General features: G+C 64.6%; 19 protein-coding genes. 2 read left to right on the top strand and 17 right to left on the bottom strand.

The features are described from left to right. Window positions 1-86 precede the first annotated feature (86 nt). Window positions 87-980, top strand: coding sequence for a LysR family transcriptional regulator (locus tag BLR63_RS20450; protein ID WP_010563220.1), 894 nt, complete (start codon window positions 87-89; stop codon window positions 978-980). An 87-nt stretch (window positions 981-1,067) separates the two neighbouring features. Then, the gene (locus BLR63_RS20445; RefSeq protein WP_010563221.1) at window positions 1,068-1,466 is read left to right on the top strand and encodes a type II toxin-antitoxin system PemK/MazF family toxin; all 399 of its coding nucleotides are present in this window, start codon (window positions 1,068-1,070) and stop codon (window positions 1,464-1,466) included. Window positions 1,467-1,656: 190 nt separating this feature from the next. On the opposite strand, the gene BLR63_RS20440 is transcribed toward BLR63_RS20445, so the two are convergent. From BLR63_RS20440 to BLR63_RS20360, 17 genes are read right to left on the bottom strand one after another with little or no spacing between them, the layout of a single operon-like run. Continuing rightward, window positions 1,657-2,052, bottom strand: a complete 396-nt coding sequence (locus BLR63_RS20440) for a hypothetical protein (protein WP_010563222.1) — start codon at window positions 2,050-2,052, stop codon at window positions 1,657-1,659. Window positions 2,053-2,078: 26 nt separating this feature from the next. Next, window positions 2,079-3,305, bottom strand: a complete 1,227-nt coding sequence (locus BLR63_RS20435; protein ID WP_010563223.1) for a beta-ketoacyl-ACP synthase — start codon at window positions 3,303-3,305, stop codon at window positions 2,079-2,081. Further along, window positions 3,305-4,033, bottom strand: coding sequence for a 3-oxoacyl-ACP reductase FabG (gene fabG, locus BLR63_RS20430; RefSeq protein WP_010563224.1), 729 nt, complete (start codon window positions 4,031-4,033; stop codon window positions 3,305-3,307). Before fabG ends, BLR63_RS20435 begins: the two co-directional genes overlap by 1 nt. Next, on the bottom strand, window positions 4,030-4,491 hold the full coding sequence (locus BLR63_RS20425; protein ID WP_010563225.1) for a hotdog family protein: 462 nt from the start codon (window positions 4,489-4,491) through the stop codon (window positions 4,030-4,032). Before BLR63_RS20425 ends, fabG begins: the two co-directional genes overlap by 4 nt. Further along, a complete protein-coding gene (locus tag BLR63_RS20420; protein ID WP_010563226.1) occupies window positions 4,488-5,654 on the bottom strand; it encodes a beta-ketoacyl-[acyl-carrier-protein] synthase family protein in 1,167 nt (388 codons plus the stop codon). The genes BLR63_RS20425 and BLR63_RS20420 overlap by 4 nt, the downstream gene beginning before the upstream one ends. Continuing rightward, window positions 5,651-6,133, bottom strand: a complete 483-nt coding sequence (locus BLR63_RS20415) for a hypothetical protein (RefSeq protein WP_010563227.1) — start codon at window positions 6,131-6,133, stop codon at window positions 5,651-5,653. Before BLR63_RS20415 ends, BLR63_RS20420 begins: the two co-directional genes overlap by 4 nt. After that, window positions 6,130-6,864 (bottom strand): class I SAM-dependent methyltransferase, encoded by a 735-nt coding sequence (locus tag BLR63_RS20410; RefSeq protein WP_010563228.1) that lies wholly within the window; start codon window positions 6,862-6,864, stop codon window positions 6,130-6,132. Before BLR63_RS20410 ends, BLR63_RS20415 begins: the two co-directional genes overlap by 4 nt. Beyond that, a complete protein-coding gene (locus BLR63_RS20405; protein ID WP_010563229.1) occupies window positions 6,861-8,108 on the bottom strand; it encodes an NAD(P)/FAD-dependent oxidoreductase in 1,248 nt (415 codons plus the stop codon). Before BLR63_RS20405 ends, BLR63_RS20410 begins: the two co-directional genes overlap by 4 nt. Window positions 8,109-8,141: 33 nt before the next feature. After that, window positions 8,142-10,460, bottom strand: coding sequence for an MMPL family transporter (locus BLR63_RS20400; protein WP_010563230.1), 2,319 nt, complete (start codon window positions 10,458-10,460; stop codon window positions 8,142-8,144). Further along, window positions 10,444-11,139 (bottom strand): outer membrane lipoprotein carrier protein LolA, encoded by a 696-nt coding sequence (locus BLR63_RS20395; RefSeq protein WP_081480342.1) that lies wholly within the window; start codon window positions 11,137-11,139, stop codon window positions 10,444-10,446. Before BLR63_RS20395 ends, BLR63_RS20400 begins: the two co-directional genes overlap by 17 nt. Further along, the gene (locus tag BLR63_RS20390; RefSeq protein WP_010563232.1) at window positions 11,136-11,561 is read right to left on the bottom strand and encodes an acyl-CoA thioesterase; all 426 of its coding nucleotides are present in this window, start codon (window positions 11,559-11,561) and stop codon (window positions 11,136-11,138) included. The genes BLR63_RS20395 and BLR63_RS20390 overlap by 4 nt, the downstream gene beginning before the upstream one ends. Continuing rightward, window positions 11,554-13,095, bottom strand: coding sequence for an HAL/PAL/TAL family ammonia-lyase (locus tag BLR63_RS20385; RefSeq protein ID WP_010563233.1), 1,542 nt, complete (start codon window positions 13,093-13,095; stop codon window positions 11,554-11,556). Before BLR63_RS20385 ends, BLR63_RS20390 begins: the two co-directional genes overlap by 8 nt. Then, on the bottom strand, window positions 13,079-14,014 hold the full coding sequence (locus tag BLR63_RS20380; RefSeq protein ID WP_010563234.1) for an LpxL/LpxP family acyltransferase: 936 nt from the start codon (window positions 14,012-14,014) through the stop codon (window positions 13,079-13,081). Before BLR63_RS20380 ends, BLR63_RS20385 begins: the two co-directional genes overlap by 17 nt. Next, window positions 14,011-14,745, bottom strand: coding sequence for a glycosyltransferase family 2 protein (locus BLR63_RS20375; RefSeq protein WP_010563235.1), 735 nt, complete (start codon window positions 14,743-14,745; stop codon window positions 14,011-14,013). The genes BLR63_RS20380 and BLR63_RS20375 overlap by 4 nt, the downstream gene beginning before the upstream one ends. Next, complete coding sequence (locus BLR63_RS20370; protein ID WP_010563236.1) at window positions 14,738-16,408, bottom strand: acyl-CoA synthetase family protein; 1,671 nt, start codon at window positions 16,406-16,408, stop codon at window positions 14,738-14,740. Before BLR63_RS20370 ends, BLR63_RS20375 begins: the two co-directional genes overlap by 8 nt. Continuing rightward, a complete protein-coding gene (locus tag BLR63_RS20365) occupies window positions 16,405-16,950 on the bottom strand; it encodes a COG4648 family protein (protein ID WP_010563237.1) in 546 nt (181 codons plus the stop codon). Before BLR63_RS20365 ends, BLR63_RS20370 begins: the two co-directional genes overlap by 4 nt. Beyond that, window positions 16,947-17,201 carry an acyl carrier protein gene (locus BLR63_RS20360; RefSeq protein ID WP_010563238.1) on the bottom strand — a complete coding sequence of 85 codons (255 nt, stop codon included), beginning with the start codon at window positions 17,199-17,201 and terminating at the stop codon, window positions 16,947-16,949. Before BLR63_RS20360 ends, BLR63_RS20365 begins: the two co-directional genes overlap by 4 nt. Window positions 17,202-17,208: the final 7 nt, after the last annotated feature.

Below are 17,208 nucleotides of genomic sequence, written 5' to 3'. Positions count from 1 at the left end.
TGCAAAAAAGAATATAGCTGCCTAATGATTCTTTCCAATATATTGTTCGACCTGTTTGATAGCTTTTACGACCTAATGAGGCTGATATGGAATTACGTCACCTGCGCTACTTCATCGCCGTCGCCGAAGAACTGCACTTCGGCCGTGCCGCGCAGGTGCTGGGCATCTCGCAACCGCCGCTGAGCCAGCAGATCCAGGCGTTGGAACAGGAGGTGGGCGCGCGGTTGTTCGAGCGCACCAATCGTCGGGTCGAGTTGAGCGAAGCCGGGCGCTTGTTCCTGCACGAAGCGCGGCTGGTGCTGGCGCAAGTCGATAAAGCCGCGGATGTGGCGCGCCGGGCGCAGTTGGGCGAGCTGGGGGAATTGAAGATCGGCTTCACCTCTTCGGCGCCGTTCAATTCCAGCATCCCCCAAGCGATCTTTGCGTTTCGCCAGGCTTTCCCGGCGGTGCACCTGAACCTGCAGGAAATGAGCAGCACCCAGGTGGCCGAGTCGCTGGTGGACGAGTCGATCCAGGTCGGCCTGATGCGCCCGCTGCCGTTGCCGGATTCCCTGAGCATGGTGGAGCTGATGCGCGAACCCCTGGTGGCGGTGCTCAACGCCGATCATCCCTTGGTACACAGCAGCGAGCGCGGCTTGCACCTGGCGCAGTTGGCCGAGGAGCCGTTCGTGTTTTTCCCGCGCAGCTATGGCAGCGGCCTCTACGCGCAGCTGCTCAACCTTGCCCGCGACGCCGGCTTCAGCCCGCACTTCGCCCAGGAGGCGGGCGAGGCGATGACCATCATCGGGCTGGTGGCAGCGGGGTTGGGGGTGTCGGTGCTGCCGGCGTCTTACCAGCGCATCCGCATCGATGGCGTGGTGTATCGCACCCTGCTCGATCAGGAGGCGGTAACGGCGGTGTGGCTGGTGCAACGCAAGGGTGTGCAGACGCCGATGGCACAGGCGTTTGTGGAGCTGTTGACGCGTAAGGCGGCGGTGTAGGCACCGTCACATATCAGGTAACGCAACCGCCTTAGTTAATCGCCGGAAGTTTGCGCAGAATCGCTCTTTTTCAAGCGAGTGATATGGATGGCACTTCTCTATCAGCCCAAGGAGGGCAGCGTGTTGATTTGCGATTTTCGTGGCTATGAGGTCCCGGAAATCATCAAGATTCGCCCCGTCATTGTGATACGCAAACACCGAACCAATAAGCTGCTTGTGACGGTAGTACCTTTGAGTACCACCGCTCCGCAGACAATGCTGGAGCATCATTTACAACTCGATAGCCATCTTCAAGGAGCGAGTCCGATCTGCTGGGCAAAATGCGACATTGTGGCGACGGTTAGCCTGGGTAGATTGGATCGGATCAAAAGCAAAGATCGCCATGGCAAACGAACTTACACAATCGCCGAACTTACCCGTGATCAATTTCTTGCGATAAAGGCGGCGGTTCGCAGCGCGCTTGGGTTGCAACGCGTTGAGCGATAGATGAACAGCGTTTTGCCAGCAATTGCGCAGGAGAGGTTTTCGGGCATACTGGCCGAGTTCCCGAAAGGGGCTTGTGAGACTCTGAGGATCCTGGGCAACCAGCAATTGCAGAGCCAGGCAGGAAGCGGTGATGACAAGCCAACCTGTTTGTGAAGAGGGCGCCGAAAGGCGCCCTTTGTCGTTTCCGGGTTTACTGCACCCCCGCCGAACGCAACGCCGCCATGATGTCCCGATCCAGCATGCTCACCCAACGGTTGTAGTTGCGATGGATCTTGCCGTCCTTGTAGCCCAGGTCGCGGCTGTCGCGATAGGTGATGGCGTAGCTGTTGCGGGTGTAGCGGATGTCGATGGCCGCGTAGAACTGATTGCGCACGTTGATCTCGGCCTGTACCAGCTGCGGGCTCAGGCGCTGCACTGTCCAGTTGCGCTTTTGCAGAGCGTCAATGATCACCGTTTTGACTTTTTCTTCGCTGACCTGGGGGCTGGCCGCCAGCTCGTGCTGGGTGTTGAGTATCGGTTTGCTGGTGCAACCGGCGGTGGTCAGCAGGGCGAGGGTGATCAGGGTGGCGCGTAGCAAGGAAGACATTCCGTTTTCTCCAGTCGTTTAAAAAGTCAGGACCAGCGGCGGAAGATCAACGAGGTGTTGACGCCGCCAAAGGCAAAGTTGTTGTTCATCACATAGTCGTGGTGCATCTCGCGGAACTCACCTTGCAGGTAATCCAGCTCGCCGCATTGCGGGTCGACGGTATCCAGGTTGAAGGTGTGCACGTACTGGTCGCGGTTCATCATCTCGATGCTGAACCACGACTCCAGCGCGCCGCACGCACCCAGGGTGTGGCCGAGGAAGCTTTTCTGCGAGCTGATGGGCATGCGGCTGCCGAACAGGCTGTGGGTGGCCAGCGTCTCGGCGATGTCACCCTGGTCGGTGGCGGTGCCGTGGCCGTTCACATAGCCGATGGCCGAGGGCTCGAGCCCTGCGTCTTCCAGGGCCAGCTCCATGGCGCGGCGCATGGTTTTCTGCTCAGGGCGGGTGGTGTGCTGGCCGTCGGCGTTGCTGCCGAAACCGACGATCTCCGCATGGATATGCGCACCTCGCGCCAGGGCATGTTCCAGCTCTTCGAGCACCAGCATGCCGCCGCCTTCGCCGATCACCAGGCCATCGCGGCCGCTGTCATAGGGGCGTGGGCTGGTCTGTGGCGCGTCGTTCTTCAGGCTGGTGGCGTAGAGCGCGTCGAACACCATGGCTTCGGTGGGGCACAGTTCTTCGGCGCCGCCGGCGAGCATCAGCGGCAGGCGCCCGAACTTGATCGCCTCATAGGCATAGCCGATGCCCTGGCTGCCGCTGGTGCAGGCGCTGGATGTGGGGATCAGCCGCCCGGTCAGGCCAAAGAAGATGCTGATATTCGCCGCCGTGGTGTGGGGCATCATGCGCACATAGGAGTTGGCGTTCAGCCCTTCGGCCACCGAGTTGAGCAGCATGTTGCCGAATGCCTTGATCTCGTCGGTGCTGCCGGTGGACGAGCCGCAGGCGACGCCCATGCGCCCGTCCTTGATCGACTCGTCGCCGAGCAGGCCCGCGTCCCGCAACGCCTGCTCCGCCGCCCACACCGCCAGGCGCGAGACGCGGCCCATGCTGCGCAGTTGTTTGCGCGTCCAGTGGGCGGGCACGACGAAGTCGTCGATCGGCCCGGCCAGGCGGGTATTGAGTTCGGTAAAGCGGTCCCACTCGTCCATGCGCCGGATGCCGCTGCGGTTGGCGCGAAAGTTGGCGGCGATGGTGTCCCAATCGCTGCCCAGGGAGGTCATGCCGGCCATGCCGGTAACGACGACACGTTTCATCAACACAGGCCTCCGTTCACGGCCAGGACCTGGCGCGTGATATAGCCGGCTTCGGCCGACATCAGGAAATTCACCGCGCCGGCAACTTCTTCCGGCGTGCCCATGCGCTGCGCCGGGATCATTTTCATCAGGTCTTCCACCGGCACGTTTTCATCGAGCATGGCAGTGTCGATCAAACCCGGCGCGACGCAATTGACGGTGATCTTGCGCTTGCCCAGCTCGATGGCCAGCGCCTTGGCTGCGCCGATCAGGCCGGCCTTGGAGGCGCTGTAGTTGACCTGGCCACGGTTGCCGATCAGCCCGGACACCGAGGTAATGCACACGATACGCCCGGCGGCGCGACGCCGGATCATCGGCATCATCACCGGGTGCAGCACGTTGTAGAAACCGTCGAGGTTGGTGCGCATCACCACGTCCCAATCGTCTTCCGACAAGGCCGGAAACGCGCCGTCGCGGGTCAGGCCGGCGTTGAGCACCACGCCGTAGTACGCGCCATGTTGCTCCACATCGGCTTCCAGGATCTGCTTGCACGCCGCGCGATCCGCCACGTCGAATTGCAGCACCCGGGCCTTGCGCCCCAGGGCTTGGACCTCGGCCTGCACCGCGTCCGCTTCGGCGCGGCCACTGCGGCAATGCAGCACGATGTCATGGCCAGCCTGGGCCAGACGCAGGGCAATGGCGCGCCCGATACCACGGCTGGAGCCGGTGACCAGTACGGATTCAGTCATGGCGTTTCGTCCTTCGATTCATCTAAATAAGTGGCCGCCTGGGGCGGTCGAAATACGTTCAAGCGGGCGCTGGCCTGGATACCGTCGCCGGTGAGGTGGCATTCGAACACACCCATGCCGTTGTCGTCTTCCAGGGAGCGCAGGCCATGGATGCTCAGTTCGGCGCCGAGGGGAAAAACCTCCACGTTGCATTCGAACTTGCGCGTGCCGAGCAGGAAGCCCAGTTCCACGGTTTCGCCTTTCTGGCGCGCGCGGCAACCGGCGTAGGCGGCCACGCTCTGGGCCATCAGCTCGATGCCGACCCAGGCCGGCAGGCTGCCGTCGGGGCGGTTGAACAGGCCGCCGGGCTTGACGGTGACACGGGTGTGAATCTGCTCTTCATCGAACGACAGCACCTGGTCGATCAGGATCATGTCGCCCGCGTGGGGCAGCAGTTCGGCGAGTGGCCAATCGATCATGGGGCCTCTGCGATTATCAGGCTGACGTTATTGCCGCCGAAGGCAAACGAGTTGCTCATCAGGCAGCGCTTTTCCAAAAGTTCACCGGCCTGCGCCCAGCGCAAGGCGGGCAGTGCCGGGTCGGCCTGGCCGTCCCACACGTGGGGCGGCAACCGGCCATGGGCCAGGCTCAACCAGCAGAACGCCGCTTCCAGTGCGCCAGCGGCGCCCAGGGTGTGGCCGCTCATGGGCTTGGTCGACGAGCAGGGCACGCCTTGGGGAAACAGGCTGGCGACGGCCAGGCTTTCCATGGCGTCGTTGTGTTGGGTGGCGGTGCCGTGCAGGTTCAGGTAACCGATCTGCCCGGGCTGCAATTTCGCGCTGGCCAGGGCCTTGTGCATCGCCTGCAACGCGCCTTTGCCGCTGGGCTCCGGCGCGGAGATATGGTGTGCATCGCAACTGGCGCCGCTGCCCAGCAGGGCGATGGGAGCGGGCTCCCGCGTCATCAGAAACAGCACCGCGGCTTCGCCGATATTGATGCCGTTGCGGTTCACTGAGAACGGATTGCAACGCTCGTTCGACACTGCTTCCAAGGCGCTGAAGCCGTTGAGGGTCAGCTTGCACAGGCTGTCGACGCCGCCGCAGATCACCGCGTCGCACACGCCCAGGTCCAGCAGGCGCCGCGCGCTCATCAACGCGCGGGCGCTGGAGGTGCAGGCGGTGGAAATCACATAGGCCGGGCCGCTCAGTTGCAGCCAGTCGGCGAGGAAGTTCGCTGGCGCGCTGAGTTCCTGTTGCTGGTAGTCGTAGTCGCCGGGGAAGCGCTTGTCGCGCAGGTAATGGGCGATGCCGCGACTGGCTTCGTCGATACCGGAGGTGCTGGTGCCCAGCACAATGCCGACCCGCGACGGGCCATAGGTGAGGATCGCCTGGCGAATCTCGCCTTCGATCTGCAACGCCGCTTCCAGCAGCAACTGGTTATTGCGGCTGCTCTGCTGGCCCAGCTCGGGCGGGATGATCGCCAGTTCGCCGTGCACGCCGCCCACTGGCAGCACGCGCTCCGGCACCCAGCCACTTTCGCCGCGCATGCCGGAGCAGTCGCCGGCGAACAGGTGGCGGCTGACTGCTTCCTGGCCGCGCCCGAGGGCACAAATCACGCCCAGGGCATTGAGATAGGCGGTCATCGGCCGGCCCCGAGCGGGCTGATGCGATAGCTCACGGGCTGCCCGCTGATGTTCACGCGGAACACCTCTGACGACTGATAGACGATCTGCCAATGGCCCGGCAGGGTGCGCGTCAGGTCCATCGCCTGGGCGTCGGGATAGAGCGCGCGCACGTCATCGGCCGACGCCAGGGCGAACAGCAGCGCGGCAAACAGCTCGCGCGCCTGGGGATTGGGCGGCAGCAAACCATCGGCTTGCCACTGGCCATCGATCAGCTTTTGCCGGGCCTGGGGGATGCCCAGCGGGTCCATCATCGACCAGCGGATGCCGCCGCCCTCGCGCTGGATCACCAGCAGCCAGTCCTGGCTCTGGCCCGCTTCCAGGCGCTGCACATGCAATTGCAACGGCAGGGCCAGGGCCGGGGTTTTCGCGGGCAGCGGCGCTTGGCTGGCGCAGGCGCTCAGCAGCAACAGGGCGCCGATCAACAGCCGGCGCATCATGTCGGCGCGCTCGCCAAGGGTTTGCGTGCCACGCAGTTGACCAGGGTTTCTTCGCGCTGGCCCACCGGCGGCGGCTGGCGCAGGCCCCAGCGTTCCAGCAGGCCGAAATCGCGGGCACGGCTCCACCACAAATACGGGTACGAGACGTTCTGCGCAGCGAACTCGAAACCCTGCTCGCGCAGCATCTCCAGGTATTGCTCGGCGCTTTTCTGCACGTGCATCGGGTGCCGGAACAGCCAGCGGATCACCCAGGTGTCGATGTAGGCTTCGGTGGACTCGGCAAACAGCAGGTAGCCGCCGGGCTTGAGCACCCGGTAGAACTCTTTCAAGGCGCGATGCTGCTCGACCAGATGATGGAAGGTCTGGTGGCAGAACAGCAGGTCGACACTGGCATCCGGTACGTCGAGGGTGGCGCAGTCGCTGCCGATCAGCTCGACGTCCAGGCCCTGGCGCGCCGCTTCTTCGCGGCTCAGCGCCAGGCTGTGGGGGTCGGCATCCAGGCCGATCAGGCGCGCGGGCGCGAACACCTGTTGCAGCAACTTGAAGGATTTGCCCTGGCCGCAACCGGCGTCCAGCAACACCGGCGCCACCGGCAATGGCTCGCTGAACAGGCTGCGCAGGTCGTTGATCGCCACGCGCAACACGTGATGCTGCCAGGTGTGGCTGCGCAGGAACCAGAAGCCGAATTTGGTTTCTTCGACGTAATTCTTACTCAAGTACTGACTGCTCACGCGATATCCCCCGCACAAATCTCCGACAACATCCGCAACCGCCGCTTGGGCTCGCTGACAAACGGGTTGCGCTCATCCCAGGCATAGCCGGCGAGGATCGAACTGATCATGCGGCGAATCTCCGGGGCGCTGCCGGGATGGAAAATCACATCCTGGAAGGTCCCGGCGTACCAGCCTTCGACGTAGCAGCGGAAGGTATCGACACCACGCTTGAGCGGCTCGGCGAATTGGCTTTGCCAGTCCACGTTCTCGCCGTTGAGCTGGCGATGCAAGAGGCCGGCGGCCATGCTCGCCGAACGCATGGCGATGGTCACGCCGGACGAGAATACCGGGTCGAGGAATTCCGCTGCATTGCCCAGCAGCGCAAAGCCTGGGCCGTGCAGGGTTTTGACGTTGGCCGAGTAGCCGCCGATGGTGCGTGCCGGCGTATCCCACACGGCGTTTTGCAGCACGCCGGACAGGCTTGGGGTCTCGTCGATAAAACCGCGCAGGCAGGCGTCGAGGTCGCTGTCGCGGCCGTCGAAATGCGCCTGGGCCGCCACCACGCCGATGGAGCAACGTCCGTTGCTGAACGGGATGGTCCAGAACCAGATATCGCGCTGGGTCGGATGGGTGGTGACGAGGATCTTGGTGCGGTCAAAACCCGCATGCTCGATGCGGTCCTCGACATGGGTGAACACCGCCCGGCGCACCGGAAAGTCCGACGGCGCTTCCAGGTCCAGCAGGCGCGGCAACACGCGACCGTAGCCGCTGGCGTCGAGCACGAACTTGACCTTGATGTGGTACTCGCTGCCGTTCTCGCGGCGCACATGCACGTAGCGGCACGCGCCGGAAAGGTCCACGCCGACGATGGTTTCGCCGTAGCGAATGTCCACGCCCTGCAACGCGGCCTGATCGGCCAGCAACTTGTCGAATTCGCCGCGTTGCACCTGGAAGGTGGTCGGCTTGCCGTTGCTGAAAGTGTCGCTGAAATCGAACGCGCTGTAGCGCTCGCCCCAGGCGAACGCGGCCCCGGTTTTCACCTGGAAGCCGGCGGCCTGCACCGCGTCGAGCATGCCGGCTTCTTCGATGAAGTCGATGCAGTGCGACAGCAGGCTTTCGCCAATCGAGAAGCGCGGGAAGTGCTGGCGCTCGATGATCAATACATCATGCCCTTTGCGCTTTAGCAGCGCGGCGGCGATGGCACCGGACGGGCCGGCACCGATCACCACCACCTGGCGACGTTCCATTTCAACTATGGGCACGAGGGCTCCTTGCCGCATTGGCGGTATTCACATTCATTGGGCGTGCTTCTGATGGCCGGCCCAGGGCGCCAGCATAAAGCTGAACGCCAGGCCCAGGCTGACCGACAGGCCGAAATTACTCACCGCGGGGGTACTCGACACCGCCAGCAGGCCGAACGACAACCAGGTCGTCAGCGCCGCCAGCAGTGTTCCCAACAGACTGACCGCAGGGCCGCCGATTTGCTCACGCATCAAAATCGCATAGTCGACGCTGATGGCCGTGACCAGCAGCAAGCCGAACAGGCTGAACAAGGTCAGCGGCTGGCCCAGCCAACCGAGGCTCGCCAGGCTGCACAGCGCGGCCAGCAACGGCAGGGCGACGATGCGCAAGGCGCCGCCGAAACCGAACGGCAGGATCAGCAACAGCACGATCAGCCCGCAGGACATCAACTTCAATTCGGCCGCGCTGATTTGTGTGTCGGCGAACACCCGGTTCAGGTCGCCGAGGCGATCCACCAGTTGCACACCTGGCAGATCCACGGCCTGCACCCGCAGCAGCGCCGGGTTGTTCAAGCCTTGCAGGCTGACCATCGCCGCTACGCCGCCGTCGACCGGGCCGAGCCACAAGGTGCGCCAAGGCTCGGCCAATGGGCCCACCAGGGCGGCGTCGATGTCTTCGGTGGGCAACGCTTGCAGTTGCGCGACTTCGGCGTGCAGGGCACTGGCAGGCACGCCCAGGTCCAGCAGCGGCTGCCAGTGTTGCGCCAGGTTGTTCAGCGCCTCGCGCAGTTGTTGCTGTTCGGCGGGCAGGTTGACCAGTTGGTTGAGCACCAGGTAGCCCTGCAACTTGTCCATGTTCACCAGTTGGTCCAGGCGCTGGCTCAACGCGGCCTGGCGTTCGAGCAATTGCTGTTGGTTGTCCGCGCGCACCAGGAAAAACTGGCTGGTGGGCTGGAAGCCGGTGATGCGTGCCACGGCCTGGGCTTCCTGCAGCAATTGCGGCGGCGCGCCGATCCACTGGCGGATATCGTTTGTGCTGTTGAGCTGCCACAGGCCACCGGCGCAAAACAGCAGCACCCATACCAGCAGCACCGCGCTCGGCACGCGCTTGAGCAACCCCGCCCGCAGTTGCCACAGGCATTCGGTGATGCGCAGCGGCCACTGTGCCGGGCGCAGTTCGACGCCGTTGAGCAGGGCCGGCAACAGGCACACGGCGGATAGATACGCACCGACCAGCCCGGCGGCGGAGAACACCGCGATTTGCGTCAGGGCCGGGAACGGCGTCCAGGCCAGCGCCAGGTAACCGATGCAACTGGTGGCCAGGCTCAGGCTCAGCCCCGGCAGGGTCAGGCGCAACGCCGGCCAGCTGCGCCAGGGTTTCAGGCTCCAGCTTTTCGACAGGTAGTGCAGCGGGTAATCCACCGCCACGCCGATCAGGCTCGAGCCCAGGACCAGTGTGATCACATGCATATGGCCGAACAGCGCCACACAGGCCACCGCGCCGAACAGCATGCCCACCAGCACCGGCACAAAGGCCAGCAACACGCGCCAGCGCCGGAACGCCAGCAACAGCAGCAACAGGATGCCGACGGTCGCGCCGCCGCCCACCCAGGTGATTTCCCGCGTGGCCTGCTGCTGCCCACTCGCTGCATAGAGCAGACCGCTGGCGGCGAGCAATTGCACGCCTTGGGCGCTGGCCTGTGCGCGGCTGGCCTGGAGCAAGTCGGCGACTTGCAGCGGCAGTTTCATATCGAAGGCATTGCCGGTGGTGCGCGCGCGCAGCAGCACCCAGCTTTTGCCGTCGGCCTCGGCGATCAACGCGCCGCTGCCGATATCCAGCTGGATCGAACCGCGTTGCGGCTGGCTGTTCTGGATGCGTCCGGTGAGGCCCAGCCAGTCATCCTGGCTCGGCACCAGGCTGAAGCCGGTAAAGGGGTCGAACAGGGCTTGCACGCGCTGTTGGATGAATGCGTCGGGCTGGTCGATCAGTTGCGCGCGGTCCTTGGCCGAGAGCATCGCCAGGCGCCCGCGCAGCAGTTGTTCGCGCAGGGCCGGCAAATCGGCCTGCAGGTTCCATTGCACTTTTTCGAACAGCCCACTGGCCTGCCAGCGCTCGCCCAGTTGCTCGGCCATCGCCACGGCTGTTTGCCGGTCGGCATGCCCCACCAGCACCAGCAACTCGCGGTTCAGCGGCTCCTGCATGCGTTGTTCGGCTTGCAGCTCCAGGGCGTCCGGCGTGCTGCCCGGTACCAGTTCCATCAGGTTGGCCGACAGCGGCGCGCCATGGCGCCATTGCCAGCCGGCCAGGGCCAGCACCGCCACCAGCAGGATCAGGAACAGGCGCGGCAGCAGGCGCTCACTGGGCAAAGTCATGGCTCTCCGCGTCGCTCAGGGGTTGCCCGGCGGTGCTGTCCTGCATGCGCAGCACGGTGCTGTCGCCCTGGGTTTCCAAGAGTTCGATGGTCTGGACCAGTTCGCCGCCGTCGATATTGATCTGGGTGAACACCTGCTTGAGCAGCAGGGAACGCGGGGTCAAGGTCAGCTTCCATTGCTGGGCTTCGCCGTGCAGTTGCAGTTCGAAATCGCGTTGCAAGCCGCTGCTGTCGCCCGCGAGGACGGAAAGGAACAGGCGATTCTGCTCGGCACCCGCGCTCTTGTTCGGCAACGGTTGCCAGCCATTGGCGTCACGGCGCGCGATGCCTTCGGGGGTGATGCGGTAATCCTGTTGCAGTGGAGTTTTGAGCAGCCACAGCAGGCCGTGATCTTTGGCGAGGACGAAGGTGCCTTTGCTGACCAAGGGTTGCGGCAGGGCACGCAGGTGTTTTTCCTGGATGAAGCTGCCGTGGATCACACTGGGTTTAGCCAACTGATCGCTGAGCTGTTGCAGGTCAAAAGCGTGAGCCAGGCTCGGAATGCTTAATAACAGGCTTAACACGACCCCTGTGGGAGCGGGCTTGCTCGCGAGGGACGTTAACGATAACGCGGGTTGCCTGACACTCATCAGGACCCTCAGGATCTTCGCGAGCAAGCCCGCTCCCACAGGGGATCTCATTTCAAAGCTCTCTCTACGGCGTCAGTGAATATTTTTGGGGAGGCCAGTTGCATTTCGCGGCTGGCGATTTCCACCGCCACCTGCACGGTCATGGCGCGGGTCAAACGCTCGCCGCTGGCGAGATCGGTGATCAGGTAATTGACCTTCAAGCGGTTTTCCCATTCCACCAGGCTGGCACGCACGTTGAGGGTCTGGCCGAAGGTGGCGCCGCGCACGTAGCGCAGTTGCATGTCGATCACCGGCCACGCATAACCCGACTCCAGCATCGCGGTGTAGTTGTGGCCGATCTTGTCGAGCAAGGCGCACCGGGCGACTTCCAGGTACTTCACGTAATGCCCGTGCCACACCACGTTCATGGTGTCGATATCGAAAAACGGCACGAGGATTTCCGTGTCGCTGTGCAATACGCCCTGGCTACGCATGCAGCCTCCAGTGTTGCTCGGCGATACGTTTGAGGCACAGGCGCAGTTCGCCTTCGAGGGCGCGGTCTTCGATCACGGGCGGGAAGTCCTTGGCCAACGCCTCGTGCATCGCGGCGAGTGCCGGCGGCAACGGGCGCGCCTCGTCGGCCTGGGCACGCAGCCACACGCCCTGATTGGCGGCGAGCAGGGTGGCGGCGGCGACCTGTTCGGTCAGCTCCAGTACACGGATCGCGTCGCGGGCGGCGATGGTGCCCATGCTCACCTTGTCCTGGTTGTGGCATTCGGTGGAGCGCGAGAACACGCTGGCGGGCATGGTGTTTTTCAGCGCTTCGGCGGTCCAGGCGCTGGTGCCGATCTGCACCGCCTTGAAACCGTGGTTGAGCATCGCGCGGTCGGCCGGGGCGCCGGACAGGTTGCTCGGCAGGCCATGGTTGTAACGCACGTCCACCAGCAAGGCGAGCTGACGGTCAAGCAGGTCGGCGACGTTGGCCACCAGGGTCTTGAGGCTGTCCATGGCGAAGGCGATGTGGCCGCCGTAGAAGTGCCCGCCGTGCAGCACGCGCTCCTCTTCGGCGTCGATGATCGGGTTGTCGTTGGCGCTGTTCAGCTCGATCTCGATGAACGAACGCAACCAGTTCAGGCTGTCGGCCAGCACGCCGAGGACGTGGGGCGCGCAGCGCAGCGAGTAGCGATCCTGCAGGCGATGCAGTGGCGCGGTCGGCGCGTCGATGGCCAGGTCTTTGCGCAGCCAGGCCGCGACTTGCATCTGCCCAGGGTGCGGCTTGGCGGCGAACAGGCGCTCGTCGAAGTGTTCCGGGTTGCCTTGCAGCGCCACTACGTTCAGCGCGGTGATGCGCGTGGCCAATTGCAGCAGGTAATCGGCGCGGGCAAAGGCCAGGCAGGCGAGGCCGGTCATCACGGCGGTGCCGTTCATCAGCGCCAGGGCTTCCTTGGGACGCAGGACCAGCGGGGTCCAGCCCAGTTCGCGGTGGACGTCGATGGCCTGGCGGCGTTCGCCACGGAACAGCACCTCGCGCTCGCCGGACAGGGTCGCGGCCACGTAGGACAGCGGCGTCAGGTCACCGCTGGCGCCCACCGAACCTTCTTCCGGGATCAGCGGCAGTACGTCGTGCTCGAGGAAGGCATGCAAGCGTTCCAGCAGCTCCACACGCACCCCGGACACGCCGTGGCACAGCGACTGCAACCGCGCGGCGAGCACGGCGCGGGTGGCTTGGGCGTCGAGCAATTTGCCCAGGCCGCAACCGTGGAAGGTGTACAGGTGGCGGGGCAGAGCCTCGACATGGTGCAGCGGCACCGCCACCACGCAGGAATCGCCGTAGCCGGTGGTCACGCCGTAGATCACGCCTTCCTTGTCCAGCAGCGAGTCGAGGAACTGCGCGCCCTTGGCGATGCGCTGGCGATAGGCGGCGTCATCCTGCAAGTGCGTGGGCACCTGACGGTTGGCCAGGGCCAGCACGTCTTCGATGCGCAGGGGGCGTTCGCCAAAGGTTACCGGCTCAAGATGCGTCGTCATCGGTCTTCCAGAAAGGGTAAAAGTTGAACCATTGTTGGGGCGCTTGCAGGCAGAACTGGCCCAGGCGCGCGGCGTAGCGCGCGGTCCACTGGGCGATGACCTGTTCGCGGGTGCTGCGTTTCCATTCGATCAGGGCCGCGAAGGGCTCGATGGTCAGGTGATAGCGGCCCTGCTGTTTCAGGCACATCAACAGGTTCACCGGGCATTTGAGCAGGCCCGCCAGCAGCCATGGACCCTGGGGGAAAGCCGCGTCGTGACCGAGGAAATCCACGCGCACCGTACGCCCGCCATGCAGCGGTACGCGGTCGCCGGCAATCGCCAGCCACTCGCCGTCGTCCAGGCGCTGGCTGAGCAACAGCATGGTGGCCGGGTCCAGCTCGCTGACCTGGATCAGACGCAAATGGGTGGCGCCGGCTTCGCCCAGCAGGCGGTTGAAACGTTCGGCGTGCTTGGTGTGCACCAGTACGTTCATGGTCACCTGTTCGCCGATCTCCGCCAGCGCGCGGCACACCTCGAGGTTGCCCAGGTGTGCGCCCACCAGCATCTGCCCGCGCTCGCCTCGCAGTTGGCCGCGCAGTTTCGCTGGGTCGTTGATTTCGATCTGTTCCAGGCGCAGCTTGCCGTTCCACACATCGAGCTTGTCGAGCAGCGAGTCGGCAAAGGCCATGAACTGGCCGAACACGCTGCGCTGGCTGGGACGCAATTCGTCGCGCCCGCTCCACTCGGCCAGGCGCTGCTGGTATTGCCACGCGCTCTGGCGCGCGGTGCGGCCGAACAGGAAGAAGTACAACACGATGCCGTACAGCAGCGGGCTCAACAGCCGGCGGCCGAGGACCTTGGCGGCCACGGCGGTGAATTTCATCAGCCAGTAGCTGCCGCGTTCCTCGCGATCGGCCCAGTGTTTGCCGCTGTCGCTCATGCCTGCCACCGTCGCCACAGGATCATCGGCGCGCGGATCAACATGCCGAAGAACAGCCGGGTATGCATGGCCGAAATGCGCACGTTGTCGCGGAACAGGCGGAAGTGGGACAGCCCGTCGGCGGGGTAATGCACCTGGGTCGGCAACCAGCGCATCGGCTGGTTGCGCCAGGCCAGGCGCACCAGGATGTCCGTGTCGAAATCCATGTGGGTGCCGATGTAGGCCGAGTCCATCAGTGCCAGGGTCGGCGCCAGGGGATACACGCGAAAGCCGCACATCGAGTCGCGAATCTCCAGCGACAGGGTGTTGATCCACACCCACACGTGGGTCAGGTAGCGCGCGTACAGGCGACCTTTGGGCACGCTTTCGTCGTATTCGGGGTAGCCACAGATGATTGCGTTGGGCTGCCGACGGGAGGCATCGATAAAGGTCTCGACTTCGCGCAGGTCGTGTTGGCCGTCGGCGTCCACTTGCAGGGCGTGGGAGAAGCCCAGGCGAGCGGCCTCGCGAAAACCGGCCATCACCGCCCCGCCCTTGCCCTGGTTGTTCGGCAGGGTCAGCAGGGTGACATGTTCCAGCTGTGCCAATTGCGCCAGCACCGCCGCGCAGGCCGGGCTGCTGCCGTCGTCGACCAGCAGGCACGGCAGGCCGCTGTGCAACAGGCTGTCGACCACGGCCGGTACGGCGGCTTCGTGGTTGTAGACCGGGATCAGGGCGCAGGGCTTATACATGGGCGGCTTCCAATTGGATCCGGCCGCTGGAACAGGCCGCGACACCATTGCGGTAGGCGAAATACAACTTGCCGCGTTCCGCGTCGAAGCGCAGGTGCAGTTCAATGCGATCGCCCGGTCGCACCAGTTGCTGGAACTTGAGCACTTCCATCCCGGCGAAGGTGGGCGGCAGGTCCAGGCATTGCTGGCCGAGGTTGAACGCCCACTCCACTTGCACCACGCCCGGCAGCACCGGGGTGACGGGGAAGTGGCCGCTGAAGTAGGCCAGGTCCGGCGGTACGCTCAGTTGCAGGGTCCATTCGCCGTCGACTTCGACTTGCTCCAGTACGTCCGGGGTTTTCGGCCGGGGCGCCAGCAGCAGTGCTTCGACGTCGGCCTGGGGCAGTTTGCCTTGGCTGTTCAGCGGCAGTTGGCGCAGCAAGCGCCAGCGACGCGGCAGGGCAAGGGCTTCGCAATGTTGGCTCAGGTGCTGGCGCAGGGTGTGGGTCACGGTGCGTCGGCCCCTGTTGCGCAGGGCGTGCAGGCCTTCGTCGTTGAGCACGACAAGCGCGCCGAGGAAGGCACGGTTTTCCTGCACCACGCCCAGGCGGGTTTCGGCGACCCACGGGTGGGTCATCAGGGCCTGTTCGAGCATGGGCAGGGAGATGCGTTTTTCTTCCAGCTTGACGATGCGGTCCAGGCGCCCGAGCAGTTCGAAGCGGCCATCGGCATGGATGCGCGCGGCGTCGGCCGTCTGTTCGATATGCCCGGCGGGCAGGTACGGTGAGGCGATGCGCAGGGCGCCGTCGGCGTCCTGGCTCAGTTGCACGTCGGCAAACGGCTGCCACGGCTGTGCGCCCTGGCGCCAGGCGATGCCGCCGGTTTCCGAGCTGCCGAGGATTTCCGTCGGCCATTGCTGCAAGCGGTCGTAGAGACTGCCGGCGGCGTCGACGGGCAAGGCACCGCCGGAGGAAAACACCTTGGACACCTGGCTCAGCGCCGGCCAATCGAGGTTGTCGCCCATGCGCTTGAGCAGCGCGGGGCTGGCGACCCAGGCAAATTGCCCGTGCTCGCGGCTGGCGCGCTGCATGTCTTCGGGGAAGGCCAGTTGTTTGCGCACAAAGGTGCGACCGGCGCACAGCGGCCACAACACGCGAAACAGCAAGCCGTAGATGTGCTGGGTGGCGACGCTGCCGATGATGCAGGCGTCTTTAAGGTCGGCGCCCCACAAGGTTTCCAGCGCCTGCACTTCGTTGGCCAGTTGACGCAGGGTCTTGTCGATGCGCTTGGGTTCGCCGCTGGAGCCGGAGGTGCACAGGCTCAACTGGCAGGCGTCCAGATCCAGTGCCGCCGGGCTCAACGGCGCCTGGTACAGCGCGTCGAGATCGGCGGCCTCCACCAGCCAGGCATCCACGGCATCGGCCCAGCGTTGGCGGGTCTGGGGTTGCAGGTCGGCGGGCAGCAGCACGCTGGCCCCGGCGCGCCAGGCGCCGAGCAGGGCGATCGCCAGCACTCCGGCATCTTCCAGGTGCACGGCCAGGCGCTGAATGCCACGGGCTTGCAGGCCCGCCGCCAGTTGCAGGGATTGTTCCCACAACTGGGCGTGATTCATCGCAGGTTCAGTGGTGACCCAACGCTGTTGCAGCGGCTCGAGCAGCAAGTGCTCAAGTTTCAACCCATTCATACGCGGCCTCGAACCCTTTGTCGTACCAGCCATTCCACGGCAAACAACAGCCCCATCAGCCCGTAGGCGATCAGGCCGTTGTACAACGTCCACCAGCTCAACGGCGCCCACAGGGTGAGGGCGGCGGCGAGCAGGCCATTGCACAGAAAAAACACACTCCACACCACGGTGACCTGGCGCGTATACACAACGGCGCGGGGCGGTAGCTGCGGCTCGGTCATGCGCGCCAGGCGCTCGACCATCGGCGGGCCGTATTTCAGGCTCAGGCCGAACAGCGCCAGCATGAACGCGCTGACCAGGCTCGGGTACCAGCGCAACAGGTGCGGGTTATCGAACCAGGCCAGGCCCAGGCAAAACACGATCACGGCCACGGCCATCCAGCGGCTGCCGGGGCGGCGTGCACCGGTCAGCGCGCGCAACAGCCACAGGCTGCCCAGCAGCAGGCCGAATTGCCAGGGTGCGAAGTGCTCGGTGCCGTAATACACCGCAAAGGGGTACAGCAGCCCCGCCAGCAACAGGCCAAGGCCGATCAGCCGGCTCATGCGGCAGGTGTGACCAGACGGTACACCGCCTCAACCACGTCGTTTACGGTGCGCACTGCCTTGAACTCTTCGGCGGCGATCTTTTTGCCGGTCTTGCGCTTGATATGGTCGATCAGGTCCACAGCGTCGATGCTGTCGATTTCCAGGTCCTGGTACAGGTTGGCGTCGAGGGTGACGCATTCCGGCGGCAGTTCGAACAGTTCCACCAAGGCATCGCGCAGGGTGTTGAAAATATCATCACGAGTTTGCATGGTACGG

The sequence above is a fragment of the Pseudomonas extremaustralis genome (assembly GCF_900102035.1).
Taxonomy (GTDB): domain Bacteria; phylum Pseudomonadota; class Gammaproteobacteria; order Pseudomonadales; family Pseudomonadaceae; genus Aquipseudomonas; species Aquipseudomonas extremaustralis.
This window is presented reverse-complemented; position numbering and strand designations above follow the sequence as displayed.

What these genes read in the sequence shown, in the direction of transcription:
- BLR63_RS20450 (WP_010563220.1), top strand. Translation starts at nt 87, where the DNA reads ATGGAATTACGTCACCTGCGCTACTTCATCGCCGTCGCCGAAGAACTG.
- BLR63_RS20360 (WP_010563238.1), bottom strand. Translation starts at nt 17,201, where the DNA reads ATGCAAACTCGTGATGATATTTTCAACACCCTGCGCGATGCCTTGGTG.
- BLR63_RS20365 (WP_010563237.1), bottom strand. Translation starts at nt 16,950, where the DNA reads ATGAGCCGGCTGATCGGCCTTGGCCTGTTGCTGGCGGGGCTGCTGTAC.
- BLR63_RS20370 (WP_010563236.1), bottom strand. Translation starts at nt 16,408, where the DNA reads ATGAATGGGTTGAAACTTGAGCACTTGCTGCTCGAGCCGCTGCAACAG.
- BLR63_RS20435 (WP_010563223.1), bottom strand. Translation starts at nt 3,305, where the DNA reads ATGAAACGTGTCGTCGTTACCGGCATGGCCGGCATGACCTCCCTGGGC.
- BLR63_RS20375 (WP_010563235.1), bottom strand. Translation starts at nt 14,745, where the DNA reads ATGTATAAGCCCTGCGCCCTGATCCCGGTCTACAACCACGAAGCCGCC.
- fabG (WP_010563224.1), bottom strand. Translation starts at nt 4,033, where the DNA reads ATGACTGAATCCGTACTGGTCACCGGCTCCAGCCGTGGTATCGGGCGC.
- BLR63_RS20380 (WP_010563234.1), bottom strand. Translation starts at nt 14,014, where the DNA reads ATGAGCGACAGCGGCAAACACTGGGCCGATCGCGAGGAACGCGGCAGC.
- BLR63_RS20400 (WP_010563230.1), bottom strand. Translation starts at nt 10,460, where the DNA reads ATGACTTTGCCCAGTGAGCGCCTGCTGCCGCGCCTGTTCCTGATCCTG.
- BLR63_RS20425 (WP_010563225.1), bottom strand. Translation starts at nt 4,491, where the DNA reads ATGATCGATTGGCCACTCGCCGAACTGCTGCCCCACGCGGGCGACATG.
- BLR63_RS20390 (WP_010563232.1), bottom strand. Translation starts at nt 11,561, where the DNA reads ATGCGTAGCCAGGGCGTATTGCACAGCGACACGGAAATCCTCGTGCCG.
- BLR63_RS20385 (WP_010563233.1), bottom strand. Translation starts at nt 13,095, where the DNA reads ATGACGACGCATCTTGAGCCGGTAACCTTTGGCGAACGCCCCCTGCGC.
- BLR63_RS20440 (WP_010563222.1), bottom strand. Translation starts at nt 2,052, where the DNA reads ATGTCTTCCTTGCTACGCGCCACCCTGATCACCCTCGCCCTGCTGACC.
- BLR63_RS20395 (WP_081480342.1), bottom strand. Translation starts at nt 11,139, where the DNA reads ATGAGATCCCCTGTGGGAGCGGGCTTGCTCGCGAAGATCCTGAGGGTC.
- BLR63_RS20415 (WP_010563227.1), bottom strand. Translation starts at nt 6,133, where the DNA reads ATGATGCGCCGGCTGTTGATCGGCGCCCTGTTGCTGCTGAGCGCCTGC.
- BLR63_RS20445 (WP_010563221.1), top strand. Translation starts at nt 1,068, where the DNA reads ATGGCACTTCTCTATCAGCCCAAGGAGGGCAGCGTGTTGATTTGCGAT.
- BLR63_RS20420 (WP_010563226.1), bottom strand. Translation starts at nt 5,654, where the DNA reads ATGACCGCCTATCTCAATGCCCTGGGCGTGATTTGTGCCCTCGGGCGC.